This window comes from Enterococcus nangangensis (genome assembly GCF_005405245.1).
GTDB lineage: Bacteria > Bacillota > Bacilli > Lactobacillales > Enterococcaceae > Enterococcus_J > Enterococcus_J nangangensis.
Genome location: NZ_BJDR01000005.1, coordinates 1 through 25,681, shown reverse-complemented (window position 1 = coordinate 25,681; position 25,681 = coordinate 1). Strand labels below are relative to the sequence as shown.

General features: G+C 40.7%; 29 protein-coding genes. 13 read left to right on the top strand and 16 right to left on the bottom strand.

Going from position 1 to position 25,681, the window contains the following annotated elements:
* Nucleotides 1–38: 38 nt before the first annotated feature.
* Genes FFM57_RS10010 through FFM57_RS02920 form a run of 3 tightly spaced genes read right to left on the bottom strand, consistent with a single transcriptional unit; the run spans nt 39 to nt 1,362 of the window.
* Nucleotides 39–494: a Rossmann-fold NAD(P)-binding domain-containing protein gene (locus FFM57_RS10010; RefSeq protein ID WP_212741483.1), complete on the bottom strand. Its 456-nt coding sequence runs from the start codon at nt 492–494 to the stop codon at nt 39–41.
* Entirely contained in the window at nt 481–906 is a 426-nt protein-coding gene (locus FFM57_RS10005) for an NAD(P)H-binding protein (protein WP_212741482.1), read from the bottom strand. Before FFM57_RS10005 ends, FFM57_RS10010 begins: the two co-directional genes overlap by 14 nt.
* 33 nt (nt 907–939) lie before the next feature.
* Nucleotides 940–1,362, bottom strand: coding sequence for a MarR family winged helix-turn-helix transcriptional regulator (locus FFM57_RS02920; protein ID WP_137599020.1), 423 nt, complete (start codon nt 1,360–1,362; stop codon nt 940–942).
* Between the two features lie 170 nt (nt 1,363–1,532).
* Between FFM57_RS02920 and FFM57_RS02915 the strand changes: the two genes are divergently transcribed.
* The 5 genes from FFM57_RS02915 to FFM57_RS02895 all read left to right on the top strand — a co-directional run bounded on the left by FFM57_RS02915 (nt 1,533) and on the right by FFM57_RS02895 (nt 5,367).
* Nucleotides 1,533–2,330 carry a DUF2785 domain-containing protein gene (locus FFM57_RS02915; protein ID WP_137599019.1) on the top strand — a complete coding sequence of 266 codons (798 nt, stop codon included), beginning with the start codon at nt 1,533–1,535 and terminating at the stop codon, nt 2,328–2,330.
* Nucleotides 2,331–2,500: 170 nt separating this feature from the next.
* Nucleotides 2,501–3,136: a TetR/AcrR family transcriptional regulator gene (locus FFM57_RS02910; RefSeq protein WP_137599018.1), complete on the top strand. Its 636-nt coding sequence runs from the start codon at nt 2,501–2,503 to the stop codon at nt 3,134–3,136.
* Nucleotides 3,137–3,239: 103 nt separating this feature from the next.
* Complete coding sequence (locus FFM57_RS02905) at nt 3,240–3,992, top strand: ABC transporter ATP-binding protein (protein ID WP_137599017.1); 753 nt, start codon at nt 3,240–3,242, stop codon at nt 3,990–3,992.
* A complete protein-coding gene (locus FFM57_RS02900) occupies nt 3,989–4,696 on the top strand; it encodes an ABC transporter permease (protein WP_137599016.1) in 708 nt (235 codons plus the stop codon). The genes FFM57_RS02905 and FFM57_RS02900 overlap by 4 nt, the downstream gene beginning before the upstream one ends.
* A 20-nt stretch (nt 4,697–4,716) precedes the next feature.
* Entirely contained in the window at nt 4,717–5,367 is a 651-nt protein-coding gene (locus FFM57_RS02895; protein ID WP_137599015.1) for an alpha/beta fold hydrolase, read from the top strand.
* A gap of 247 nt (nt 5,368–5,614) precedes the next feature.
* Here the strand turns inward: FFM57_RS02895 and FFM57_RS02890 are convergent, their stop codons facing one another.
* The 3 genes from FFM57_RS02890 to relB are packed head-to-tail and all read right to left on the bottom strand — an operon-like array spanning nt 5,615 to nt 6,816.
* Complete coding sequence (locus FFM57_RS02890; protein WP_137599014.1) at nt 5,615–6,283, bottom strand: Type 1 glutamine amidotransferase-like domain-containing protein; 669 nt, start codon at nt 6,281–6,283, stop codon at nt 5,615–5,617.
* Nucleotides 6,284–6,322: 39 nt separating this feature from the next.
* Complete coding sequence (locus FFM57_RS02885; protein ID WP_137599013.1) at nt 6,323–6,592, bottom strand: type II toxin-antitoxin system RelE family toxin; 270 nt, start codon at nt 6,590–6,592, stop codon at nt 6,323–6,325.
* A complete protein-coding gene (gene relB, locus FFM57_RS02880) occupies nt 6,592–6,816 on the bottom strand; it encodes a type II toxin-antitoxin system RelB family antitoxin (RefSeq protein WP_137599012.1) in 225 nt (74 codons plus the stop codon). Before relB ends, FFM57_RS02885 begins: the two co-directional genes overlap by 1 nt.
* A 174-nt stretch (nt 6,817–6,990) precedes the next feature.
* On the opposite strand from relB, the gene FFM57_RS02875 reads away from it, so the two are divergent.
* From FFM57_RS02875 to FFM57_RS02865, 3 genes are all read left to right on the top strand, one after another.
* Nucleotides 6,991–7,341 (top strand): hypothetical protein, encoded by a 351-nt coding sequence (locus FFM57_RS02875; protein ID WP_137599011.1) that lies wholly within the window; start codon nt 6,991–6,993, stop codon nt 7,339–7,341.
* 84 nt (nt 7,342–7,425) lie between these two features.
* Nucleotides 7,426–7,758, top strand: a complete 333-nt coding sequence (locus tag FFM57_RS02870) for a PadR family transcriptional regulator (RefSeq protein ID WP_137599010.1) — start codon at nt 7,426–7,428, stop codon at nt 7,756–7,758.
* Nucleotides 7,751–8,590, top strand: a complete 840-nt coding sequence (locus FFM57_RS02865) for a DUF1129 family protein (protein ID WP_137599009.1) — start codon at nt 7,751–7,753, stop codon at nt 8,588–8,590. Before FFM57_RS02870 ends, FFM57_RS02865 begins: the two co-directional genes overlap by 8 nt.
* Before the next feature lie 50 nt (nt 8,591–8,640).
* Here the strand turns inward: FFM57_RS02865 and gshAB are convergent, their stop codons facing one another.
* The 7 genes from gshAB to FFM57_RS02830 all read right to left on the bottom strand — a co-directional run bounded on the left by gshAB (nt 8,641) and on the right by FFM57_RS02830 (nt 17,888).
* Nucleotides 8,641–10,875, bottom strand: a complete 2,235-nt coding sequence (gene gshAB / locus FFM57_RS02860) for a bifunctional glutamate--cysteine ligase GshA/glutathione synthetase GshB (RefSeq protein ID WP_137599008.1) — start codon at nt 10,873–10,875, stop codon at nt 8,641–8,643.
* A gap of 160 nt (nt 10,876–11,035) precedes the next feature.
* Nucleotides 11,036–12,007 carry an alcohol dehydrogenase catalytic domain-containing protein gene (locus FFM57_RS02855; RefSeq protein ID WP_137599007.1) on the bottom strand — a complete coding sequence of 324 codons (972 nt, stop codon included), beginning with the start codon at nt 12,005–12,007 and terminating at the stop codon, nt 11,036–11,038.
* 108 nt (nt 12,008–12,115) lie between these two features.
* Entirely contained in the window at nt 12,116–12,847 is a 732-nt protein-coding gene (locus FFM57_RS02850) for a LytR/AlgR family response regulator transcription factor (RefSeq protein ID WP_137599006.1), read from the bottom strand.
* Nucleotides 12,847–13,833, bottom strand: a complete 987-nt coding sequence (locus tag FFM57_RS02845; RefSeq protein WP_170999867.1) for a GHKL domain-containing protein — start codon at nt 13,831–13,833, stop codon at nt 12,847–12,849. The genes FFM57_RS02850 and FFM57_RS02845 overlap by 1 nt, the downstream gene beginning before the upstream one ends.
* A 1-nt stretch (nt 13,834) precedes the next feature.
* Nucleotides 13,835–14,308: a hypothetical protein gene (locus FFM57_RS02840; RefSeq protein WP_137599004.1), complete on the bottom strand. Its 474-nt coding sequence runs from the start codon at nt 14,306–14,308 to the stop codon at nt 13,835–13,837.
* A gap of 157 nt (nt 14,309–14,465) precedes the next feature.
* Nucleotides 14,466–15,353, bottom strand: a complete 888-nt coding sequence (locus FFM57_RS02835; RefSeq protein WP_137599003.1) for a transglutaminase-like domain-containing protein — start codon at nt 15,351–15,353, stop codon at nt 14,466–14,468.
* 195 nt (nt 15,354–15,548) lie between these two features.
* Nucleotides 15,549–17,888: an ABC transporter ATP-binding protein/permease gene (locus FFM57_RS02830; RefSeq protein WP_137599002.1), complete on the bottom strand. Its 2,340-nt coding sequence runs from the start codon at nt 17,886–17,888 to the stop codon at nt 15,549–15,551.
* 176 nt (nt 17,889–18,064) lie between these two features.
* Here FFM57_RS02830 and FFM57_RS02825 point away from each other — a divergent pair, with 176 nt between their 5' ends.
* The 4 genes from FFM57_RS02825 (at nt 18,065) to FFM57_RS02810 (ending at nt 21,640) form a co-directional block, all read left to right on the top strand.
* On the top strand, nt 18,065–18,739 hold the full coding sequence (locus FFM57_RS02825; RefSeq protein WP_137599001.1) for a response regulator transcription factor: 675 nt from the start codon (nt 18,065–18,067) through the stop codon (nt 18,737–18,739).
* The gene (locus FFM57_RS02820; protein WP_137599000.1) at nt 18,736–19,788 is read left to right on the top strand and encodes a HAMP domain-containing sensor histidine kinase; all 1,053 of its coding nucleotides are present in this window, start codon (nt 18,736–18,738) and stop codon (nt 19,786–19,788) included. The genes FFM57_RS02825 and FFM57_RS02820 overlap by 4 nt, the downstream gene beginning before the upstream one ends.
* 117 nt (nt 19,789–19,905) lie before the next feature.
* Nucleotides 19,906–20,922, top strand: coding sequence for an adenosine deaminase (gene add, locus FFM57_RS02815; RefSeq protein WP_137598999.1), 1,017 nt, complete (start codon nt 19,906–19,908; stop codon nt 20,920–20,922).
* Nucleotides 20,923–20,935: 13 nt separating this feature from the next.
* A complete protein-coding gene (locus tag FFM57_RS02810) occupies nt 20,936–21,640 on the top strand; it encodes a class I SAM-dependent DNA methyltransferase (RefSeq protein WP_137598998.1) in 705 nt (234 codons plus the stop codon).
* Here FFM57_RS02810 and FFM57_RS02805 read toward each other — a convergent pair.
* Complete coding sequence (locus FFM57_RS02805; protein WP_137598997.1) at nt 21,637–22,095, bottom strand: GNAT family N-acetyltransferase; 459 nt, start codon at nt 22,093–22,095, stop codon at nt 21,637–21,639. The two genes, FFM57_RS02810 and FFM57_RS02805, sit on opposite strands and share 4 nt — an antisense overlap.
* A 339-nt stretch (nt 22,096–22,434) precedes the next feature.
* Between FFM57_RS02805 and abc-f the strand changes: the two genes are divergently transcribed.
* Nucleotides 22,435–23,931 carry a ribosomal protection-like ABC-F family protein gene (gene abc-f, locus FFM57_RS02800; RefSeq protein ID WP_137598996.1) on the top strand — a complete coding sequence of 499 codons (1,497 nt, stop codon included), beginning with the start codon at nt 22,435–22,437 and terminating at the stop codon, nt 23,929–23,931.
* A 75-nt stretch (nt 23,932–24,006) separates the two neighbouring features.
* Here the strand turns inward: abc-f and FFM57_RS02795 are convergent, their stop codons facing one another.
* Both FFM57_RS02795 and FFM57_RS02790 read right to left on the bottom strand, forming a co-directional pair.
* A complete protein-coding gene (locus tag FFM57_RS02795; protein WP_137598995.1) occupies nt 24,007–25,029 on the bottom strand; it encodes a sugar kinase in 1,023 nt (340 codons plus the stop codon).
* 114 nt (nt 25,030–25,143) lie between these two features.
* Nucleotides 25,144–25,464 carry an AbrB/MazE/SpoVT family DNA-binding domain-containing protein gene (locus FFM57_RS02790; RefSeq protein WP_137598994.1) on the bottom strand — a complete coding sequence of 107 codons (321 nt, stop codon included), beginning with the start codon at nt 25,462–25,464 and terminating at the stop codon, nt 25,144–25,146.
* Between the last annotated feature and the right edge of the window lie 217 nt (nt 25,465–25,681).

Genomic DNA, 25,681 nt, shown 5'->3' with positions numbered 1-25,681 from the left:
TCACCGCAAGTGGTGGACTACCTTTGTCAGGCTATTTTTTAATTTTTTTGCCAAGCACCTAAATTTTTCTGTACAAATTGCCGGAAGGTTTGGGGCTTTTTCCCCATGACTTTTTCGAAATTTGTCGTAACTTTTTTAGCAGTGCCCATTCTCGTCATGAAATAAAGCATGCTCATGACGGTGGTATATTCTTTTTCCAAGCCGCGAATCTCTAACCAATATTTTTTCGCCAACGCTGGCCGAGGATTAGCATACGTGATTTTTCTACCTAACTCTGCGCTTAAAATATCTGCTGCGGCATAGTAATCTAGCGCTTCAGGTCCCGTAATCGCATAAGCTTGATTTTGATGTTTTTCTGGTTCGCTTAAAACTTTGGCGGTTAATTCGCCGATATCTTCCGCATCAATAAAGCTGGTGAGCGCCTTTTTCACCGGCACAACAATTCGATCAAATTCCTTAATTTCAAAAGCGTGAACGCCGCTAATATTTTGCATAAAAAAAACTAGGACGAATGTGACAGTAGGGTAGTCCAGCTTCTTCGATATACTTTTCAATTTTGTGATGCGGCGGCACCGGATTTTTTTCGACACCAATTAAGGATAAAAAACTAACGAGTTGGATATTGCCTTGGGCCTTCAGTGTTTCAACGAAAGGTTTCAAGTCTTCTGGCTTTCCTAAGTGTGGCGGTCGCATAATAAAAACACGATCAACATCTTTTAAGACTGCAGCAAAACTTTGTACTTTAGCAAAATCAAAATAAACCGTACTTACTTCGGCACCAAATTTTTCTGCCAGTGCATTGGGATTAATATCGGCAGCGACTACATCTACACCGCGTTGCAAAAGGTATTTCACCACGTAACCCCCAACATTACCTAAAGCGCCTGTCACCATTACTTTTCCCATTCTTTTAGCTTCCCTTCATTAATTCCATTTATCTTAATCTTTTTCTGTCAGTAAAATTTGATTTGCTTGATCCAAAAGTGCGAGGAATGGCTGAAAATTTGTTCCCAGTTCTTGTTGGAGTAACGACATTGTTTTTAAATACTCTACATACGTTTCATCCACTAAAGTAACGGCCTTAGCGGTAGCCTTTAACGTGAAACTCCGCTTATCGGTTACAGAAGGAACTTTCTCCAAGTAGCCTCGCTTCACCAGGGCGTTCACCATCGTAGTAATCATCGGCTTTTTCACCTTGAAAAAATCCGCCGCACTCACTGGCGTAATGGGGGTGGGGGTTTTAACAACTAAAATCAAGAGCCCCATCTCACTAGAACGGATAGGTAAAGCAATTTTGCGATTCACATTCAAACGACAAAATAGAGCAACTATTTCGGCGCCTTCAATTAATTCTTGTTCCATACGTTCCTCCTTAAAATAGTTAAGTAAGTTAACTTGATTATAGTTAATCTGTTTAACTTTTTCAAGAGAAATCTTTTGGGTGTTTGACAACCTCATGGATAAAGCATATAGTCAAAAGAAAATTAGCCATAATTAATTTACCAAAGAGTTTTCATTAAAGGAGGTACTCCATGAATCCCAAAGACCAAATCACCCAAGCGCTAGCACAACCCGGCCCGGTCAATGACGAATTAATTCAGTTGATGTTCCAACATATTGGCGACCTTGATCCTGATTTACGAGATGAAACCATCTATCTCGGTTGGCTGAAACTTTTGATGGAAAAGCGCTGGACGACAGCACAAAAGCAGTGGCTATTGACCGAAATTAGCCACCAAGATCTTTTATTTAAGGACATTGAAGAAGTGGGAGATAGCGTCTTTACTCGTAGCTTCACTTCGCTTTTATTAGTACTGTTAATTGGAGATAATGCGGAGGAGCAGTGGCTAACACCTATCCAGGAGCAAACAATTATTCAAACGAGCTTAGCTTATATGCGTCAAGAAAAGGATAATCGCGGCTTAGTCGCCGAAAAAGGTTGGGCTCATGCTTTTGCCCACGGTGCTGACTTGTTAGGCGCATTGGCTCAACTAAACAGTTTAACCGCAGCAAACGTGTCCGACATTTTAAACTGTTTATCCCGCGCTTTGTTAGACATCGATGATTTTTTATATGGCGAAGAAAGTCGCATGGCCATTGCCGTCATGGAATTAATCAAAGGAAATAAATTAACCGAAGATGTACTGCAGTCTTGGATTCATAAGGAAAATCAGCGCTTAATGCGTGGGAATAGTTTTAACCTTTGTTGGAGCAAATTCTTATTAGCTTTACCGAAAATTTTGCAGTTAGAAAATATTCCCATGCCTACAATTGGTGCAACAGCTGACGAATTTTTCAAATGGAATTACCAAACATTTCAAGTGATTTGATTTTTATAGTAGTAGCCTGCTTTCAGCTGAAAGTGGGCTTTTTCGTTAGAAATGTAGTAAGACTTGCGATGTTTTTATTCGCTACTACAATTAAAACCTAGTTGACAGCTGGCAGAATTAGTGGCAAGATAGATACATACTTTAGGTATGTATCGGAAAGCGAGGCTAGCATGAGTCGTAATAAGTATCCAGAGGTTACTGTTGAAAAAATTTTAGCTGCTGCTGAACGCTTATTTTTGCAAAGAGGTTATGATCAAACTACTATCCAAGATATTGCTAAAGAACTAAGCATGACCAAAGGTGCAGTTTATCATCATTTTGCTTCTAAGGAAGAAATATTAGAAGCCGTTAATCAAAAAATGGCCAACGAGAATAATCCTTTCAACTTAGTTAAAGAGCGGACCGATTTAAACGGTCTTGAAAAGCTGCAATTAGCTATTGTCCTCAACCAAAGTAGTCAGGAAAAAAATACCTTAGCTCAAGAAGAAATTCCTCTTTTGAAAAATCCGCAAATTTTAGCGGCATCCATCGATGCTAATCGTCGCTATTTATCTCCCCAGTGGCTAAAATTAATGGAGGAGGGGATTGCTGACGGCTCAATTAAGACGGCATATGCCAGAGAACTGGCCGAAGTTTTGCCGTTGTTAGAGTTATGGCTGATGCCTTCAGTCTTTCCTGCTACGGATGTTGAGCTAAAACGACGAGTTGCTTTTATTGGTGAGTTATTCGCTAAAATGGGCGTTCCCTTATTTAACGAGAGCATTACTCAGTTGTTAAAGAACACTTTAGAAGATATCAACAGTTAAAACGCCTTGAAGATTTAATAAGAATTGTCTATGAAGGTAGGCAATTTTCTTTTTACAACTATACATACCCAGAGAATGTAAAATGAAATAAAGGAGTAAAGTAATGGAAAATCAAAGAAACATTATCGTTGCCACCCAAAAGCTCACCAAAATTTTTCACGGTGTAGAAGTGCTGAAAGATTTGAATCTCTCTTTAAACGCCGGCAGTATTTATGGGCTATTAGGTCGTAATGGCGCTGGAAAAACAACGCTGTTCAAACTACTATTAGGCTTAACTAAGCCAACCCAGGGAGAGATTATTCTTTTTAGCAAAAGTATTCGTCAGGAAACGCCCGAATACTTAAAAAAAATTGGCTGTCTCATTGAAACACCCGTTTTTTATGAAGAACTATCTGCTCCAGCTAACTTGCGGCTTCATCTTCAATACATGGATTTTTCCCATACGGAAGATAATTATATTGAGAGCTTGTTGCAAAGAGTCGGATTAGCCGGAACCGCAAATTTACCCGTCAAGGATTTTTCTTTAGGTATGCGCCAACGTTTAGCGATCGCCCGTGCAATTGCCCATCAGCCGCAACTTCTTGTTTTAGATGAACCGATTAACGGTTTAGATCCAGAAGGGATTCGGCTGATGCGTGAACTTTTTTTAAAGTTAGTCCACGAAGAGGGTATGACGATTTTAATTTCTAGTCATATTTTAAGTGAAATTAACCAGCTAGCCGACTATATCGGTATCTTGGTGGAGGGAAGATTAGTAGAAGAGTTAACAACTGAAGAACTAATAAAAAATCATCCCGAAGGACTCGAAGAATATTTTATCCATTCAGTAAACGAAGACGGAGGTAATGTCAAATGATTAAATACTTAAAACTAGAGTTAATTCGAACGAAGTTGACGAGCTATAACAAGGCAGTAGCAGTAATTGGCATCATTTTATTTTTATTTCTCTACCTGTTAGCTGCTATCCCTACCTTTGATCCAGAAGAAACTGATTTAACAATCTTAAATTCTTATCATTCACTGCTTAACGTTGAAAATATTGTAACAATGGCAATCTTTTCCGTGCTAGCCAGTGTATTGGGTTCCAAATTAATTATCAACGAATACACGAAAGAAAAAGTTATTCTTTTATTCATCTATCCAGTAGGTCGCACTAAAATTTTTTATCTCAAAATAAGTATTATTTTCTTTTATACGGTCTTGGCAATGCTGATTAGCAACGGCGTGTTGCAACTCATATTTTTTGCAGGGGAAAGTATTCACCCCTTTGTTCAGCAAACACTTACTCTAACCGTGGTTATGAATAGTCTTGTATCCTTATTTCTTTTTTCTTTACTAGCCGGACTTTTAGGAATACTAGCTATTTTTATTGGCTTTCGAAAAAAGTCCATTGCTGGCAGGATTGTAGCTGGTTGTATTATCGCCTGTATTTTTGCCCAAGTGATGGCTGCTGCGCTTAACTCTAATCTTATCGCCTTAGCTATTTTTATTTTGCTTACCCTCATTACTAGTTTTTGTTTAAAAAATCTTAGTCAGCAAGTAGAACAACTAGAAGTGTAACAAAAAGAGGAGGGGAGACGATGAAAATTATTTTTTTGCATGGCTTAGGTCAAGTGCCTAACAGTTGGCAAAAGATCCAACAGCAACTAAAAACCCACACCTCAAACATCTCTATGGAAGCTTGGAATTTATTTCAGGATTTAGACAGAAAAAAAGAAATTACTATCCAGACTCTCCACGAAACGTTGACTGAAAAATTAGCATTAGAGGATGAGCCCTATCTTCTTTGTGGTTTATCGTTGGGGGGACTGTTATCCTTATTATCCGCAGCAACACGGCCTAGGCAACTTCAAGGTGTGATTCTAGCCAGCGTAAGTTACCAAGCACCAAACAAGCTAAATATGTTCCTAATCAGGCAACTGATGCGCTGTTTACCAAAAAAGCAATTTAAAGAGCTAAATATTACCAAAAAGGAATTGATTACCATTCAAAGTTCTTTAGCGACGATACAACTTACCGAACAACAGCTAACTGAGATTCAAACTCCCAGCTTAATTATTTGCGGAACACGCGACAAAATGAATTTAGCGTCTGCTAAAAGATTAGCACAACAGTTACCAAACAGTCGTTTAGAATTGATTGAAGATGGCAACCATGAATTAAATATTGAAAAACCAGAGATTTTTGGATCGTTAATTCAAAGTTTTCTAAAAGAAATTTACTTTATCTAAGGATATAATCAGCTCGAACATTAAACTTGCAGCAAGAGAGGTAAACCGAAAAGGAAGAATGAAAGCTTCCTTTTCTTGCTATATAACTTCCGCAAATATATATTATGTTAACTAGAATAGAAAAATTTTAAATCTATTCATCTTCAGCAACGTCATCAACACTTTTAACGCCATACTTAGCCATAAATAGCCAGCTCTTAACAATGCGTTACATTGTCAGGATTCTGGCTATCATTTTAGTACTTTCTTATGGTTTAAATAGTGTAACGTCGCCTAAAACTTGCAAAGTATCAGCTGTTCTAATAAGGCCACCAGTATTACCGATAGCATAAACGGGTTTTTGTGTATCTGCGATACAACGTTTAATCGCTGCGTTCATCACAGCATCCTGAGCTTCATAATGGACTTCAATATCAAACTCCGACACCAATTTTAAGCCTTGATGGTACGTATATGTCAGATAATGATCATCTGGCGTAATATGAAAATTAGCAATTTGAATCATCGCACCAGCGCTAAAACCGATAATCTTTCCTGTAAAGTTTTCAACTGTTGCTACTAGTTCTTTAGACAAAAGGCGCTCGTAAAACTCATCCGGCGCGCCTCCTGGCAAAAATAAAACCTCAGCAGCGTTAATTGCTGCTGAAAGTTGTCCTTTTGAATCTAAAAAGTAATTTCCCCAGTGGATATCAGCTTCTTGGACACCAAAACTTGTGAGAGATTGAACAATCTCGTTATAGTATTTTCCGGTTTGTGGCGCGTACAAACCTTGCCAATCTTCAGCGCTTTGAACAAATTCTTGCGGAAAAGAAAATGCTAGGATAAAGACTTTTTTATTTTTCAAATAAAACTCTAGCTCCTCGTTCCAATCTTCTTTAGCCGGAAACATGCTTAGTAAAATATTCGTTGCTGTCATTTTGCATCTTCTTCCTTAATAAAATATGGTGTTTTAGTTTTATTTTTTATAGACATTTTTGCGATGAGCAACCTCTAAAGCTAAGACTAACAGTTGGTGATCATCAGTCAAACAAATCACACGATAAATCCCGACACGATAACGCCATTTACCAGCATAATTTCCAACTAGAGCCTTCCCTTTTACTCGCGGATTTTCTACATCATCTACATTTTTCATTAGCCACGAAATAATTTGTTTACCTTCAAAACTGTTTAACTTTTTAAACTGCTTGATAAAATTGGGTGTCAAGTTAACGTGATAGGCCATTAGCTTAAGCCTAATTCTTTAGCAAATTCTTTTAAGGAGATACTCTGAGGGTTTTCTAAATATTTTTCATACGCTAAGTCCCCCACTCGTGCATCATAAGCATCTTCTAGCGATTCGAGAGTTGCTGTCTTCATGAGTTCGGAAAGACTCTTACCCTCAAACTTGGCCATGCTATCTAAAAATTCTTTTTCTTCATCAGAAACCCGCACTGTAATAATTGCCATCGTAATCCCTCCATTCCACTAAATTATATGCGAATACATTTGTATGCGCAAACTATTTTACCTACCTTCAAGGTTAGTAGGAGCTAAATTTATATTTTTAGCATAGAACAAAATTAAAAAAATTTTCGTATATCTTAGTAAAGAAAACTATTCACGGAAAGTATGGTCGGCCTAGTGAAAACAATTACCACAATTCCCGTTAAAAAATTTTTTACTTTGACTTTACGGACGTTAGAACGGCGATTACAAGATGAGTTTAGCGACAATCCTGATGGTAATCGTCTTATTCGGCAAATCGCATTGCTACAGATTCGCCAAGATCTACTGACAGATAATCAGCTAAGACAAACGCCATTAAAAAATCTCGTACGCCAACTTTATTTTACGCAGCAGGAATGCTTCTTTTTTCAAAAAATAATTGAGCTACGTTTACTCCAAGTCATGTTAGTGAACAAAAAACCTGTGCCGGTCCTAACGTCTCGTAGTTGGATGAAAAGTCGTCCCGCTGTCATTTTATTAGTATAAATTTAACTAGTTGGGTTTACATACTAGTCAGGCTGTGCTACACTCGTCTCAAGTAGTTGGTATTACATACTAGGAGGCTAGAGCATGAAAGAAACTCAGCTGTTAAAAGGTGTTTTAGAAGGCTGCGTCTTGAGTATTATCAGTCAAAAAGAGATTTACGGCTACGAGCTAGTGCAAGCCTTACGCCAAGCAGGCTTTGAAAATATTATCGGAGGCACCGTCTATCCACTGCTCCAAAAACTGGAAAAACAAGGGTATCTTATCGGCACTATTAAGCCCTCCCCTGACGGACCGGACCGCAAATATTTTCGTTTAAGCGCTGCTGGTGAGGAGTATTTAGCGCGTTTTGAAGCGCAATGGGCACAACTCGTCGTGAAAGTAACGGCAATTTTGCAAGGAGGGCAACAAGATGCATAAAGAACAGACACCAGGGGAAAAATTTCAAACAGCTACAAGTAAGGTTTATCAGGAGTTGACGCCGGCGAATCAAAAATATTTTGGGAAATTGCAATTATATTTAAAGACAGCTGGTTTATTTTACGATGACGATGAAGTACAGGAGCAAATTTTTCAAATCGCTGCTGATTTACTAACCGCGCAACGGGATGGCCTAACCGCTGAGGAATTTCTAGGAACGAAACCGCGGGAAATGGCCAATCAATTGGTGCGGAATTTTAAAAAGGAAAAGCCTAATAATTTGTTTTGGTGGAGTTTAATGACGGTGGGCTTAATGTGGTTCCTCCTCTTAATGGATGGTGCTGAAAGTTTAAATGTTTTGACATATCTCTTATCAGCAGTCGTCGTGGTACTAGTAACCTTCACGGCGCTAAAGATTTTCCATTTTGCCGTTTATGAAGGAAAAAACGCTTTATTAAATTGGGGGCGCAAACGGCCTGGACTTTTCACAGGTTTACTCTTTATTTTGGTAGTCAGTTTACTTGTCGTCATTCAATTGTTTACCCCAGCTATTTGGGTTTGGCAACTAGCTTTTCCAGCAAATATTTTATTTTTAGCTATTTTTGGTCTTGGGTTAACCGGTGTGCTGTACAAAGTTCTTGGGAAAGCCGGTATCCCTTTTTTAATTATTGTGATGGGCTATCTCATAATGAATATCATTGCTAATCTACCTAGCACTAGGGAATTTTTTCAACAAACCATTCCTGGCATTCTCCTAAAAAGTTACGGTCCCCTCTTCTTCTATTTGCTTTACTTGTTCCGCGTAACTCGGTCCATAAAGAAACAAAAATGAAAAGTAGTCTAGTTCAGCCGGCAATTTGGCTAAGCTAGACTACTTTTGTTTTAACGAGAATCAGGAAAAAGTAAATCTAAAATATTTTCGGTTACCCGACGACCCGTGCCACTTTCTGGAAAGACGTGCATAAACATCGCCGGATTAAAATTAGCTTCCAAGATTCCATAATCAAGCGAATCAGCAGCAAGATCTGGAATAATCAGATCAATGCCACACACTTTAGCCCCCAGAGCTGTCACAGCCGCAATGGCGATTTTTTTGTAGCTTACAGGCATCTCATCAGTGACATCAAGGGAATCGCCACCGGTACTAATATTGGAATTTTCCCGTAGCCAAACTTTTGCGCCTTTTTGTGGTACTGTTTCTAACGTCATACCGGCTTCAGCTAAAACCAGCCGTTCGATTTTTCCCAGCTTGATTTTTTCTAAAGGGGCGCGGTGATGTGTCCCACGTAAAACATTGCTATTTTTTTGCGCTACTAATTGTGCGATCGTGTCTATCCCGTTACCAGTCACATGAGCGGGAATCCGGAGTAGCACGGCGGCCACTTGATTATTGATAACCAAAAAGCGATATTCCGTACCAGGTAAATACTCCTCCACTAAGACGTGGCTATCTTCTTTAAAAGCTAAAGTGAGGGCCTGTTGGAAAGATTCGTAGCTAGAACTCTCGGGAAAAATGGTAATACCTAGGCCGTAATTAGTGGATTTAGGTTTAATGACAAAGGGGCGTTGCGCAAAAAATTCGTAATCAGCTAAAGCGTGAGCCAGTTGCCGATATTCACGACTTTTAGGCACTAGAAAACCGTGTTCAGCTAAAATATTTTTCGTCACGACTTTATTAACCATTAAAAGAGGCACAATATAGCTATCTTTACTGGTCATATTGGCGTTTTTTACATACTCTACTTGTCCTTGCCAGGTGAGTTTCACCAGCTGGTCGCTTTCGTCTACCACTTCAACGGTAATCCCCCGTTTGATGGCATCCGCTAGCAAGATTTGTGTCGAGAGCTCTAAGTGTTCAAAGCCTGCTAAATTATAAAAAGTTTTATCAAAATGCGCTTGTTGTTCGTGGGCTAACTGTAGGCCGGCTCCTTGGTACCCGTGCTTTTCAATAAGACGTAACAGTTTAGCGGCGGGTGTCTTTTGTGGTTTTAACAAACGTTGGTAAAATTTATCCACCAGGGGAGCAAATGCTGCCAAATTCAACACCGTAAGCATCGCCTGTAGACTTTGAAAGAGTTCTTCTCCGGCTGCCATTAGCGCGGTCCTAGTCGCGGGGTGTTCCAAAGCGACTGTTTCATTTTGACTATCCCCCAGGGCCAAAGCTTCTTGTGACGTACAGTCTGGTAAGTACAACATCAATAAGTAAAAAAGATGCATAAACTGTAAGGTTGCTAAGGACACACCAGCTGGAGCAAAAGGATCTAAATCGAGATTGCGAAATTCTAAATAACTAATGGCGTCTGGTTGCTTATGCCGCGTTCTAAGACGGACAGCGCCATAATATTCCTTAGCTTCTGCTAAATGTCCGGCTGTAACCAGTTGTTTGAGACTCTTTTGATAACTAGCAAAGTCCGTGTAAGAGACGTTTACTTCTGCAAAATTACGATAGCCTAAGCTACTGCCGCGGATGGTCCGCACCGGTAACGAAGATGTCTCTGTCGTAAAGAAATTGTTTGGTGCGACGGGGCTTGCCCCAAAGAGATAACTAATCAGCCAGCGGTGCCGCAAATAATTGCGGGCTAACTTACAGTACACGGCATTGTTAAAATCCGTAACGTCTTGATATTCTTTTTGCTGTTGGAACAAAGCACTGAGTAAAGATTCATCTAAGCCAAAGTTAAAATGAATTCCTGACATCATTTGTTTGCGGCGACCGTATTTTTTAGCTAATTGTTGCCGATAATCCACATCCGCTGCTGTCGCCAGTTGCGCAATTTGAATGTCTGCTTCCGTATCCGGCAAATGCGGCGGCATCGAACAAGGCCACAATAGTTCGCTTGTCGCTAAATTTTGGCGCGTAACACTATGAATAGCCGTTAAATAGCGCAAGGCCTCAGCTAAAGACTCTTGCACCGGCGTAATCAATTCTAATTGCGTTTCGCTAAAATCGGTCTGAATATACGGATGAAAGGTGCGGCTACCAAAACTTTTAGGATGCAGCGTCGCAGCTAACGCACCTTGATTGGTAATGCGTTGACTTTCTCCTTCTAAGCCAAAATGACCGAGAGATAACAATTTAGGATTTTCAATTTGGATAAGGATTGTTTTTAAATCCATGGTTACTTCCTCCAACTAAACAAGTTAAATAACTTTCTTACGTTTAAGTATAGCAATCTTTTTTATGGGAACCTAGCCTTTTAAAAATAATTTCGTTGAATTTTAATGTAAAAATAAGCAACCTGTTAGCTCCATCCGCAGAACTGACAAGTTGCTGATATTAGGGGATTAAGACGAGGCGTTCCTTCGTAATGAAGTGCTGCTCTAACCGCTGATGCGCGGTGCTAGCCTCTGCAAAATTTTTGATGAACAATTTTTCGGTTAAAAGCTCGCCCCGCCTAAAAAATGAATTTAATAGCTCAGCGGCTTCAGCTAATTCGGCCGCGGTAGCATGACTAATCACAAAACCTAAAAGCTGACGGTCCGCCATATAAAATTGCGCAAAATCAGGTAACTCTGCGGCAGGTGGCGGTGTGGTAATCATCCCGATTGTGCCTTTAAATGCCAATAGTTCCATACTAACAGCTAAGGGCACCCCACCAGACGTATCCACCAAATAATCAAACCCTTCAGGATAATCTTTTTTCATTTTTGCCTTAAAGTCGTGGTAGTCGTAACAATTTTTAGCTCCTAGACTTTGCAGCAAAGAAAAATCAGCCGGCGCAGCAGTTGTTACGACTCGCAATCCTAAAATCGCCGCTAACCTAACTAATTTGGTTCCCACGTGTCCAGCCGCGCCAGTAACCAGTAACGTTTTTCCTGGTACCACGTGTAAAACATTTTGCAATAAAATCGCCGCTGTCGCGCCAGGGTGAACGCTGGCTACTAGTTTTAACGGATCAACACCAACAGGTACGGGATAAAGGCGTTCTTTTGGCACTGCCACCAGCTCCGCCGTCGCCCCTGTTCGTCCGTCATAACCCATGGAGTTACTCCAAACCCAGTCGCCAAGCTGAAAAGTTGTCACAGCTGAACCTTTGGCGACGACTTCTCCGACTAAATCGCGACCAATCACTTGGGGTGCAGCTAGTTTAGTAGAAAAACGTCCGCTACGGATAAAGGTATCAACATGATTAACTGCCACGCCAACAACCCGCACTAAGACCTCATTTTCTTGTGGTATAGGTTGTGGCAACTCCTTTAAGGTAAGCACTTCGGGTCCGCCAAATTTTTCGAAAACCATTCCTCGCATAGTATCAACTCTTCTCTTTATTTCTTTATCGCTTTATTGCTTCATCGCCTTTAGTCTAGCACGTGCCTAGCTAACTAGGGCCAATAATGCTTACAAAAAAATTGCCGACTATTCTTGTAAATAGCGCAGCAATTCTTTGCGATAACGAACGGAAACAGCACATTCTTCTTGATTTTTCATCACTAAGACGTGGCGTTTCTGTTCATAGTAATCGATATTTTGGCGATTCACCACGTAGGACTGATGAACTCTTAAAAATTGTGGATTGAGCTGCGGTAAATCTTTAATTTTGCCATAAAAGTCAACTTGGCGTTGATATAAGTGCACCGTTACGCGATGCGCTTTGACGGAGGACTCGAAAAATAAAATCTCTTTTAACGGTAAGTTCAGTTGTTTCCCCTGACTTTGCAAAACCAGATGCTCCACGGCATCGCTTTTAGCAAAACGTTGAAACGCGACGTCTAAACATTGACTAATTTTTGCCGGCAAGTGTTCAGCGCCTTTTTCTAAATAGTCCAGCGCTTCAATTTGGTATTTAAACACCAGACTCATGAGCTCGTTGTGGGTAGTAATAAAGACGATTTTCCCATTAGCATATTGTGCTTTCAATTTTTGGGCTAACTGTAAGCCGTCTAACGTCGCTTTTAAATCAATATCTAAAAAGAAAAGTAAGTCTTGTTCTTGCAGGTCCCGCTGCTGTAAAAAATTTAAAAGTGCTTGGGGGTCAGGAGTGCCTAACACAAAGGTTGCTTGATAGTCCTTAAATAATAATTGATTAGTAATCAGGGTTTGTAACTGTTGCAGTTGTTGCGGATCGTCTTCACATAGATAAATCTCCATTAGTGTTGTTCCTCAATGCTTAAAATTTGGGTGAAAGTCCCTTCCGTAATGACTGTGTCTAGCAAAAATTCCGGGCGCTTCGCCAATAATTGCTGCAAATTACTTAAGCCTAAACCGGCGTGTCCTTCCTTACTAGAAAAATTTTGCTGCTGCAACACGTGCAGTGGGGGTAACTTTTCAGCAAAAGGATTTTCAATAATAAATTTTAAACTGTTCCCCGTGGTAAAACAAGCGATTTTTAACCATTTATTTTCCGTTTGGCGACTGGCCTCCAAGGCATTATCCAAAAGAATCCCTAACGCCCGCACCGTAGTGACTAAATCGCCGGGACAGCGGGTAATGGTGTCCGGGATTTCTAAGCTGACTTTTAAGTGTAAAGCTTCTGCCACCATCACTTTATTGACTAAGAGACTTTTCAAAGGCGGAACGGCTAACTTCGCTAGTTTCGCCGCTTCATGACTGCCACTATCCAGTTCACTTAAAGTCGGCCAAATATTTTTCAAATAGTACTGCTTGAGTCCAGCTAAGTCTTCGGATTTTAAATAGCCTTCCATAGAAAGCAAAATATTCTCATAGTCGTGCTTAAATTGTCGCAGCTGTTGGCCACTTTGCTCTAACTGCTGTAAATATTCTTTTAAGTAGATATCGTTAATTTCTTGTTGTCTTTTTTGTTGCTGTTGGTGGTAAAAGTAAGTCAACAACGCTAACAGTGGTAACAAGACTAGACTGCGATAATCTACCCAAACTAGCCAGCTAAAAGCTACCATAAAAAGAATGAAAGAAGTTACGACTAAAAGTAAATTCTGGCTAACCGGCCGACGCACCGGTTCCAAGAGAAACAACAAACAAAAAGCGACAAAATTACTGGCTTGTGGCCAAATAATAGTTTGTGGCAAGAGCATCCACCAAAAACCCGTGAATAAAAAAATAACCGTTCCTAAATAGCGTAAAAGTTCCCAAGGCAATTTACTTTTCAGCTGCGCCATTTTATTTGCCCTCCAAACCATACCAATGCTGGGCGACTAAATGCCGATAATTTTCACCAGAAAAAGCCATTGGACCCGTTTTACTATCGTTCAGCCAAAAGCGATAAATCTTTTCCCCGACATTAAAGGTCAGATTAGTATCCAGGGCCTGTTCTTCCACCGTGAAGTGACTAATTTTTTCATAGGGTAGAATCACGAGTCCGTGATTTAAAGCTCGCTGCTTTTTCGTCACCTTAAGCCACGGCCGCCACTCCTTACCATATTGAATCATTAACTTGTTTTTGGTAAAAATCAGCACCACATCCCGCGTCAAATAAAAATCAAAGAGCGCGATATTGGAACTAATGAAAAAAAGTAGTTTTGCGCTACCGGAATGGGTCGTGCGCCCAGGGATAAAATTATTTTCATCCGCCACCCCTAGTGCCGCCAACTGTGAAGCAAACTCGCCCCGTTTTGATTGTAATAGTTTCACCATGTTTCTCTCCCTTCTTAATAAGTTGAGTATACGGGTAAAACTTAATTTTGACTGGTAAATGTCCTATTTGATTACTTTTCCTTCAAAAGTGACTTAAAATTGACAGTGTCCCCAAAAATTAAAAGGACTCTCGGTTGTGAGTTCATTCTAGTCGTTCTTACTTCTTGATAAAACCAAAAGAAAAATTTTCTGGACTTGTATAGCGAAAACTTTTTTTGGCGGTTTGATCTTTTTGTTCTTGAAAATAAGGAAGAAAAGAATGATATTCAGGATGCTTTTGAGCATACTGAATACGATGGACATAAGTTTTTTCGTAGAATAGATGCAAGTCCATTCCTACTGGTACCAGATAATACTGAGCAACTGCATCTTGAAAAGTACCATAACCTATTTGCGGGTAGCAACATAAATAGAAAAGGTTTTTGGCATAATAAGTTAAAATTTCTTGGAGCCCCTCCTTTGAATCACAGGAATTCCCATTATAGTGCGCACTAGTATTTAAAAAGAGCATCTCTTGGTTGGCTAAAGCTTTGCGTATTTGAAAAACATCCAAATATTCATCCTGTTGATTTTTTAGGTAGAGATTGTAGGTGGGATCTACCATGATCCATTTTTTTAAAAAGTCAGAGTAAACTTGAACTACTACATGATTATCCATATCATAAGGACTGCAAGGAAATTCCCAAATTGGATAAGCCGAAATACCTAAAGCTAGAAAACACTCGGTTAGAGTAATAGATTGCTCTTTGCAATTTAAGACGTGGGCCGAAGTATCAAAAGCGTGAGCTAAAAAGCCCAGTGCGTTGCGAGGAACTCCTTCATTGGCATCATTACCATGAGTGATATGTTGGCTGATGAATGCTAACACATTTTGAATAGTTTGAAAGTCATTTTCAGCATCAACGAATTTTTCTAAAGCGTATTTTTCTTTTAAAAGCATTAGCTCAGGAGCTGAGAAATCGAAAGTAAAAGTTATTTTTTCCCCAGTAGTTATGGAATCATTGATTGCTAACAAACCCGTTAAAATATCATATTCTCTAGACATAAAATGGCCTCTTTCCCTTAACTTATAAAAAATCTACCACTCCTCTCCCTCACTGTCAACGTACCTTATGGGAGAATCTTGATAAACGGAAAAATAAAAATATATACTGAAATATCACTATTCTATTAAGAATTGAAATAAAGTACATAAAAAATCCCCGCTAGCGAAAAGCTAACGGGAATCTTTGACGAGCGATTATTCAGCGCGTAACGCTTCAGCAGCATCTTTTTTAGCGGCCATGCGCGCCGGTACGTGCCCACCTAAAATGGTTAAAATTGTGGAGACGATGACTAAAACGACGGCATGAACAGGATTTAATTGGGCAACATTTTTCAAATCCGTTAAGTTTTCTAGTAAAGCGTTAATGGGGAAAGTCGCCAGATAGGCAATTAAAATCCCCAACAGGCCAGAACCTACACCTAACAGACAAGTTTCCGCATCAAAAACGCGAGTAATATCTTTTTTCCGCGCCCCTAAAGCTTTTAAGACGCCGATTTCTTTGGTCCGCTCAATGACGGATGTGTAGGTGATAATCGCAATCATAATCATGCTAGTCACCAGGGAAATTCCGGCAAAGGCTACTAAAACGTATGTCACCGCGTCCATCAAGCCCCCAGTCAGTTGGGTCATGGTGCCGGCTAAGTCCGTATAAATGATTTTATCCGCATCTTTTTTATCTTTATTGTAGGCATCTAAATACGTTAAAATTTCGTCTTTATCGGAAAAATTGTTAGGATAAATCATAATACTGGCTGGAACGCTACTGCCACCAAAGTAAGCTAACAAGTTTTCTTTGCTACTGTCATCCACCGCTTCATTGGTCATCACGTTGACGTTAGCCTCTTTTTGGGCGGTGACAATTTGTGAATTTTCATTGGCTTTTAAAAGTTCAGTCACTAAGCTTTCTTGATAGGCGATACCCTTAGCTAGAACAGCCATTTTGGCATCTGCTTGAGGTTGAATAATCCCGGCGACCTTTAACGTCAGATTACCACTTTTAGCCACACTACCAGCTAAATCACTCGTCGGCACAAAATTTCCAGTCGGGAGTTCTGTATAGTAATTGTCGTTGGTTAACGCCGTCACTTCCGTCCCTAATAAATCGTCGTAGGCAAATTTTTCGTTGTCGGTAACATTGAAGCCGAGATTGGCTAAAGCGTGATAGTTGGTCTCATGGTTTTCATCCAGCACTAAAACGACGTCGGTGGTTGCTGTTGGCCAGGAACCGGCTACCAACTGATAGTTGTTACTTAAAAAGTTATTATCGCCTTTTAACGCCGTTGGAATTACCGAGACACCAGTTTCCATCATGGAAGACATCATGGCTGTTTGACTGTTGCTGTTTTCATCCACGTTGGAAAATTTCACTTGGGTCATGGTGCCATCAATGTCCCGCGCCAAGTTTAAAGCGGCACTGTAAGTAAAGACCACATCATTGGACAATTCAGGGTCAATACCCTTGATATAATCCACATAGTCACTAGTCATCACATTCAAGTGCGTATTTTCTTCCAAGATACTCTTTTTGGCAAAAACGGCATCTGCTTTACGTTGTTCCTCTTGTTCTTTCGTTGCTTTACCGTTGGGGTTGCTGTTAGCATCTAAGGAAGTGGCACTAGGAGAAATCGTCACGGGATAATTGGCCAGTGTTTCTTGCTGGGTGGAGTCAATTTGTTTTTGGAAACCGTTAGACAAGCTTAAGACAATCCCGATACTGATAATGCCGATACTAGAAGCAAACGCCGTCAGGAAAGTCCGTCCTTTTTTGGTACGAATGTTGTTGAAAGACAGCTTCAAGGCCGTAGTAAATTTCATTTTCGTATGTTTTAAGCTAAAAGGTTCTTTCTTTTGCCCTTCAATGTGGGGATGAGAATCATGGCGAATCTTGCCATCAGAAAACTCAATAATTCGATCTGCGTATTCAGTAGCTAACTTGGGATTATGGGTGACCATAATCACCAGTTTTTCTTTTGACAGCTCTTGAATCAGTTGCATAATTTGCACGGAGGTTTCGGTATCTAACGCCCCCGTTGGTTCATCACACAACAAAATATCTGGATCATTGGCTAAAGCGCGGGCGATGGCCACCCGCTGCATTTGACCCCCAGAAAGTTGGTTAGGCTTTTTATGCATATGTTCAGCTAAACCAACTCGCCGTAGTGCTTCTTCCGCACGTTTAGTCTTTTCAGCCTTATCGACACCACTTAAGGTCATCCCCAGTTCGACGTTATCAATAATCCCTAAATGGTGAATCAAGTTATAACTTTGGAAAATAAAGCCGATGGAATTGTTACGATAAGCATCCCAGTCGCTGTCTTTGAAATCTTTAGTGGATTTGCCGTTAATCACCATGTCGCCGGAATCATAATTATCCAGCCCACCAATGACGTTTAACATCGTCGTTTTTCCCGAGCCGGAAGGTCCGAGAATAGCCACAAATTCTTTTTTCCGGAAAGCCACCGACACACCGTCTAAAGCTTTGGTGGTGGTCTCTCCTACTTGGTAATATTTTTTAATGTCTTTTAATTCTAACAAAATGCCACATCCTTTACGTTTTTCGCCACTTCCCAGTCATTTTACGGGAACAGTGTGAACTGAATATTAATTTTTCTCAGAAAAGAACAGTTTTCTGATTTTTTCAAGAAATAGTTCACCTTGAGTTCATTTTGCCAGTTATAATGAAGTTACGCAAAGAAAAAGGACGTGAAGAGATGGCGAAAATTATCGTTGCTGAAGATGATGTGAATTTAAATACTTTATATAGCAAAACCTTAAGCTTAAATGGTTATGAGGTGACCTCTTGTTTTAACGGGCGCGAAGTTTTAGATGCTTTGGCGCAGCAGACTTTTGATTTAGTGATTACCGATGTCATGATGCCGGTGATGGACGGGTTTACTTTGGCTAAAGAATTGCGGCGTGCGGGTTGGCAATTGCCGATTTTAATGATTACTGTGCGGGAAGCTTTTGAAGACAAGCGCCAAGGGTTTAAAAATGGCGTGGACGATTACATGGTCAAACCGGTGGATGTGGACGAGATGCTCTTACGGGTGGAAGCTTTACTGCGGCGGGCACAAATTGTGGCTGATAATTTATTAACGGTGGGCAACACTACTTTAGATTCCCAGAAGCTTTCTTTAACCGTTGAAGGGACTACCCGCTACTTACGACAAAAAGAATTTCAACTTTTATTTAAACTTATGAGCTATCCGGGCAAAATTTTTACCCGTGCCCAACTAATGGATGATATTTGGGGCTACGACAGCGAATCAGACGATCGCACGGTAGATGTTCATATTAAGCGCCTGCGGGACCTCTTAGGGGAAGATGCGGCCATCACCATTCAAACAGTGCGGGGCCTCGGCTATAAAGGAGTGAAAAAAGCGTGAAGAAAAAAATCTACGCCAATCTTTGGCTGTATTTGTCCTGCATCATCTTTTTCGTGATGTTGGGAACAACCTTTATCATCGCCATAATTTTAGCTGCGTTGGCTAATAATTCCCTCTTTAATTTGCCTTCTAGCATCCAATTTCGCCCGCTACTGATTTTATTATGGTTTAGTATTTTAGTCGGCACCATTGTGAGTTTCTTAATCGGTAAAAAAGTATTGGCCCCCATTACGCAATTGCGCCACGCCATGCGCCAAGTCTCCAAAGGCGATTTAGGCGTCCAACTCCAACTAGCGAAGCCTTCGAAAATTGAAGAAATCGACGACCTCGTTTCCGATTTTAATTTAATGGTGCGGGAACTTGGCAGTATGGAAACTTTACGGAATAGTTTTATCGTGGACGTGTCCCACGAATTTAAAACCCCGATTGCTTCTATTATGGGCTACACCCAACTTTTAAAACGACCAGAAATTAGCGAAAGTGATGCCCGTGACTATCTACAGCGGATTGAAGAAGGCGCTCAACAACTCAGCAAACTTTCCGGCAATATCTTAAAGCTCTCCAAGTTAGAAAATCAAGAAATCGTCTTAAACCCCGCCACTTTTTCCTTAGATGAACAGCTGCGGCAAGTCATTTTATTTTTACAACCCACTTGGGAAAAGATAGACGTCGACTGGGACTTACAATTACCCGCTGTGCCTTTTTTTGGTAACGAGGAATTATTGTACCAAGTGTGGCTAAACATCTTGGATAACGCCATTAAATACAGCCCCACCGGTGGACAAGTGCAAGTACTCCTTACAGAAAATACCCGTGAAGTGGTCTTGACGGTGAAAGATCAAGGACTGGGTATGGACTCCCATACGCAAGAACATCTTTTTGATAAATTTTTCCAAGGAGACACTAGCCGTAAAGCCCAAGGAAACGGCCTAGGGATGACTCTCGTTCAGCGCATTGTCCAACTAGCTGGCGGCACCATCACCGTCAGTTCCATCGTTGGTCAAGGCACCAGTATTCAAGTGACACTACCTAAAAATAAAAATATCTAAGTTAAAAACGAGGCGTTAGCGCAAACAGCTACTGCCTCGTTTTTTAGTGAGAATTTTTTAACGTGCAAATTATGCTAAAACCAGTTAGAATAACACAAACTAAAGGAGGGACAATTTATGTTAACACTAGCCAAAATTCAGCAATTTCCAAAAGCGGAGCTGCACTGCCACTTAGATGGTTCTATTCGGCCACAAACCTTGCAAAAAATTGCGCGCTTGGACCATTTACCCATTGATGAAGATCAACAAGTAGTCGCACAAAAAATGACAGCCTCCAGCAACTGTCATAACTTAATGGATTATTTAACTTGTTTTGACTATGTCCTGCCTTACTTGCAAACAGCGCAAGCTTTAAAAATCGCGGCTTTTGACGTTCTTGAACAAGCAGCTGCTGATGGCATTCAATATTTAGAATTGCGCTTTGCCCCTAGTCTTTCCCAACAACAAGGCTTAAGCGTTACGGAAGTAATTCAAGCAGTAGCTGCCGGCGTGGCGAAAGCTGAAGCCCAGTACCCGATTATCGGCAACCTATTGATTTGCGGCATGCGCCAAGATGAGCTGGCGCATATTCAAGCGGTCTTTCAAGAAACTTTAGACCAAGGCCATCAAAAAATTGTCGGTCTTGATTTAGCCGGTCCAGAACGGCCTGACTTCCCCCTAACCTTAAAAGAAAGCGTCACGCCTTTTTTAGGCCACCAAGGAGTCCAACTGACCTTACACGCCGGTGAATGTGGCTGCGTACGGAATATCCTGCAGGCAATTCAACTGGGAGCGACCCGCATTGGGCATGGCATCGCCTTAAAAGACGACCCCGCCGCCCAACAAGAAATTGGCCAGCTTCCCGTGTGTTTAGAGTGCTGTCCTACAAGTAATTTGCAAACCAAAGCCATCGCTAGTTACGAAGAGTTTCCTTACCGCGCCTATTTAACTCATGGCGTAAAGTTTTGTCTGAATACGGATAATCGCACCGTTTCAAACACCACCTTAACCAAAGAATATGCGCATCTTTTAGAACATCATGCCATGACCACCGCTGAATTTCGCCAATTGAATCAAAACGCCATCGACTTTGCTTTTACCACACCAGAAGTTAAAGCCCAGCTTAGCCAAAAGATGGCTCAATTTTCTTTATGAATTGGAGGGTATCATGACGACAGAAAAAGAAATCGCCGCTTTTTGGGATGACTTTGCCGCCGAATACGAAGCGATTCAACAAGAAGCGTGTGCTGATATTCCCCAGGCTTTAACAGCTTACTTATTGCAAGAAAAAATTTTACCGGCTCCTTCTTTTTTAGACTTAGCTGGGGGCAGTGGTAAATACTTACCCGCCCTTGAACCTTATGTCACCCACTATACTTTAGTCGATATTTCCGAAAAAATGCTAGCCATCGCTCGTGCTAAAGGACAAAAGTCCACTACCCACTTTTACCAAATGAGTCAGGCTAACTTTTTTAAAACTCCTTTAGTGGAAACTTATGACGTCGTTTTTAGCGCCATGAATCCCGCTTTAACAACCGTGAGGGATGTAGAAAATTTCATGGCGTTAGGCCAACACCGCCTAATTTTACGTTTTGTAGCCAGTTACGACACCGTCTTTTCTCCTTATGAAAAGACGACGCCAGATACTTTGCTTTCGGACTACCAACATTTCTTACAACAAAAAAAGCTTCCGTATCAAACGAAAACTTTTTCTTTTACTAACACCGAAAAAATCAGCCGCGACTTTTTTCTGGCTTATTTTGCTGAGGATTACGCCCCAGAACAACTACAAAAGATGGTTGAAAAATGCTTCGGCAAAGAACAGGAAGTGACTAATACCACGACGGCGAGTTTTAGGTTACTAATATTTTAAGAGAAATCCCTGACTAAATTAATAAAAGGATACTGGCCGCCGTTGTTTTCCATCATGAAGTGAGTCACTTCTACAAAGCCCAGCTTGCGATATAAGTGATACGCTCGTTGATTAAACTCTGCCACATCTAAAGTGATCTTTTGAAAAGTAAAATGCGCCGTTAAATAGTCGATAATGGTCTTCATAAAAGCTGCACCTTGACCTCGTCCTGTGAGATCAGGACGCATGCCTAGTCCTAGATCTAAAACATTTTCGTCTAGTTCACAGGCAAAAAAGCCAATTAATTCGCCAGCAGCCTCAACTTGATAGTAATGGTCTTGACGCAGGATCGGATCTAGCAGTTCCTCATAGTCTTCCAAATCGGCAGTAGCGTCATAAAAATCATAAGGCGCTGGATAATGCCAATCATTGGCGATGATTGTGGCATTTTCTTGGGTTAATAAACTAATTTCCATCCAAATTCACTTCTTTCTACAAGCATCCGCAGTATTTCTCTAATTTTAAACTTAATTTTTTGAAAAAGCTAGCTGAAAAAAAATTGAGCAGTTGCTGCAATTTGAACTTTTAACCATAATATGCTACACTCACTTCATAATAATTTTAAATGTAAAGGGGAATCTGCCATTGATTAAGTAAGCTATCTAGTAAAAAGTTGCACAGGATTAGACTGCACTTTTTTACAGGGCTTACTTATTCATGACCGAGGACTCTTTTTTTGTTACTCTCATTTTTTGTCGTGGATCAGTTGCCCTAGGTAGCTGGTCCTTTTTTACCGAAAGAAACGAGGAATTTCCATGTCGAAAATTGAAATTAAACATTTGAACTTTAGCTATGACGGACAAATTGACCCCCTTTTTACCGATGCAAACTTAAACATTGATATCAGTTGGAAGTTGGGTTTAGTCGGCCGCAACGGGCGGGGGAAAACAACTTTATTAAAACTTTTGCAAAACCAACTTCCCTTTACCGGCACCATCACCCATCAGCTGACCCTGACTTACTTCCCCCAAACTGTCAGCAATCCTCAACAGCTTACCTATTATGCTCTAAATGAATTAGCCGACTTTCAGCAATGGGAGTTGGAGCGGGAATTAAATCTTTTAGGAGTAGATTTGGATTGTCTCTGGCGGGAATTTGCGACTTTATCTGGGGGTGAGCAAACCAAAGTGTTACTGGCCCTTCTCTTTTTAGATCCCGCTTCCTTCCCCTTAATTGATGAACCCACCAATCATCTAGATTATGCAGCCCGTAAGCAAGTAGCCCAGTACTTGCAAAAGAAAAAGCAAGGTTTTATCGTCATTAGTCACGATCGCCGCTTTATCGATGAAGTTTGTGATCATCTGATTGCCATTGAAAAAAATCAGCTTGCTTTGTACCAAGGGAATTACACCACTTACCTGACGGAAAAAGAACAGCAAGACCAATTCGAGCTGGCGGAAAATCAAAAGTTACAAAAGGAAATTGGTCGCTTGAAAAAGACCGCCAAAGATAAGTCTGATTGGTCCATGAGTCGGGAAAGTGATATTCACGGTAATCCTTTAATTAAAGGGAGTGGCGGTACTGGGCATGCTGGTGCTGTAACCGCTCGCGCTGCCCGCGTCATGAAACGTTCCAAAGCGATTGAAGGACGGATGGAACGGCAAATTACGGAGAAAGAAAAATTATTAAAAAATCTCGAGTTTATCGATCCTTTAAAAATGCTTTTTGCCCCTACTCATCACGAAATTCTTTTCCAAGTTGAAAATTTACAATTGTTTTACGAGGATAAACCTTTATTTGAACCCTTGAACTTTACTTTAAAAAAAGGCGAACGCCTCGCACTAGTCGCCCCCAATGGTTATGGGAAATCTAGTCTTTTACAAGCGCTCCTCGGAACTTTTCCCGGTAAAATTACGGGCACTATCTTGCGCCCACAAAACATCAACAGTTCTTATGTTCGGCAAATTTACACGGATAATCGTGGTCTTTTACCAGCCTTCGCCACCGCTAACGGTCTAGACTATGAGACTTTTTTGAGCAACTTAAAGAAATTAGGCATGGAGCGAGCAGTTTTTACTAATGTAATCGAAAAAATGAGCTTGGGCCAGCAAAAAAAAGTGGAACTAGCCAAGAGTCTCTCGGTACCCAGTGAACTTTACGTCTGGGATGAAGCGCTAAACTATCTAGATCTTTACAATCATCAACAATTAGAAGCAGTGATTCAGGCAACGCAACCGACGATGCTTTTAGTGGATCACGATGCCGATTTTATTGAAAAAATCGGTGCCAAAGAAGTTCATTTAATCCGCTAGCAAAATGAAAAATACACAAAAACACCTCAAGGAAACAGTCAGCAAGACCATTTCTTGAGGTGTTTATTTGTGTAATTAACGGCTTAAACGAGCACCGCCGCCTGCAGCCATAACATTTTTGATGTCGGCTTCAGAGACGAAGTTTAAATCACCAGTAATTGTCAGTTTCAAGACAGAGGCAGCCAAACCAAAGGCCACTGCATCTGCTGGTGTGTAGTCATGTAAAATGGCATGCATTAAACCAGCACCGTAAGCATCACCAGCGGCTACACCTTCCATGACGTGCATTTTATATGTGCCCGTCTCGTAAAATTCGCCATCTTGTAACAAGAGAGCTTTCCATTCACTTTCTTCTACTGAATGGATATTCCGTAAAATACTGGTGACTGTTTTACAATTTGGATATTGTTTTTGTACTTCTAACATCGCTTTTTTAAAATCTTCTTCTTGTTCAATGCCGCGACTAGAATCACCATCAAAAGCTTTAATGCCAAGTGTTGCTTCAAAGTCTTCATCGTGGGCGATACAAATCGTCACATATTCCATCACTTTAGACATTACAGTGCGCGCTTTTTCAGGGGACCACATTTTACCCCGATAGTTCATATCACAAACCACCGGAATATTATTGGCTTGACAATACTCACAAGCGGCTAAAACGGCCTTTTCTAACTCAGCAGAGATTGCTGGAGTAATACCAGAAAAGTAGAAGTAATCCACATCGGCAAAAATTTCCGCCCAGTTGAATTCAGTAGCTGCAACTTGTGAAAAAGTGCTATAAGCGCGGTCATATACAACGTTTGTAGAACGAACGCTAGCCCCTTTTTCAAAGAAGTAAATTCCAAGACGACCTTCGCCACGGAATGTTTTGCTAGTATCTACGCCATATTTCCGTAAGGTCCCCACTGCGCTATCACCTAAAAGATTAGCGGGGAACTTGGATAAATATTGCACATCGTTGCCTAAAAGCGCTAAAGAAACCGCGACGTTGGCTTCTGCCCCTCCGTATGTGCCTTCAAATAAATTTGTTTGTAGGATGCGTTCATTAGCAGGCGGCTTTAAACGCAACATCATTTCACCAAAAGATAAGACTTTCATGCTTTCCCTTCCTTTCACAAAATACTCATTCATTGTAGCACGCTCTTTTAAAAAAGGCTCTGGCAAATTAGGAATTTTTCTACTTTTCACCAAAATTTTGCCCTCTTTATTTGTCTAACGCCCCTTTTTCTTTTTAACGCCGTCTTCAGCTTCTTGTAAGACTAAGAGTTTTTCTTCTTCTAGGTAAACAAACTCCAAATAATCCCCGATTCGTACTTCGAGTAGTGCTAAAACTTCATCTGGCACCGTGATAATGGTGGAATTACCCGACTTACGTAAGCGAAAAGTATTGATTGCTTGACGACTTTTCGCTTGCGAAGCTAAGCGTCGCCCCTCTTTTTTTGGCGACTCCTCTTTTTCGTCTTGATTAAGTTGCTTTTGCTGTTTTTTGCGGAGAAACGCGGGCACATCATAACCATGAAGCTCTTCTTGCATGATATTCCATCCTTTTATATCAGTATATACTGTTTATTTATTACTATCTTAACAGTGTATACTGTTAAGAACAAGCTGATTCCATATAAATAGCTCATTCTAGTTGTCATAACCTTATTATGGTAACTAGAATGAGCTAAAATCGAGTAGGAGGTAGACGATTATTTCGCCTACCGACCTCTCACACCACCGTACGTACGGTTCCGTATACGGCGGT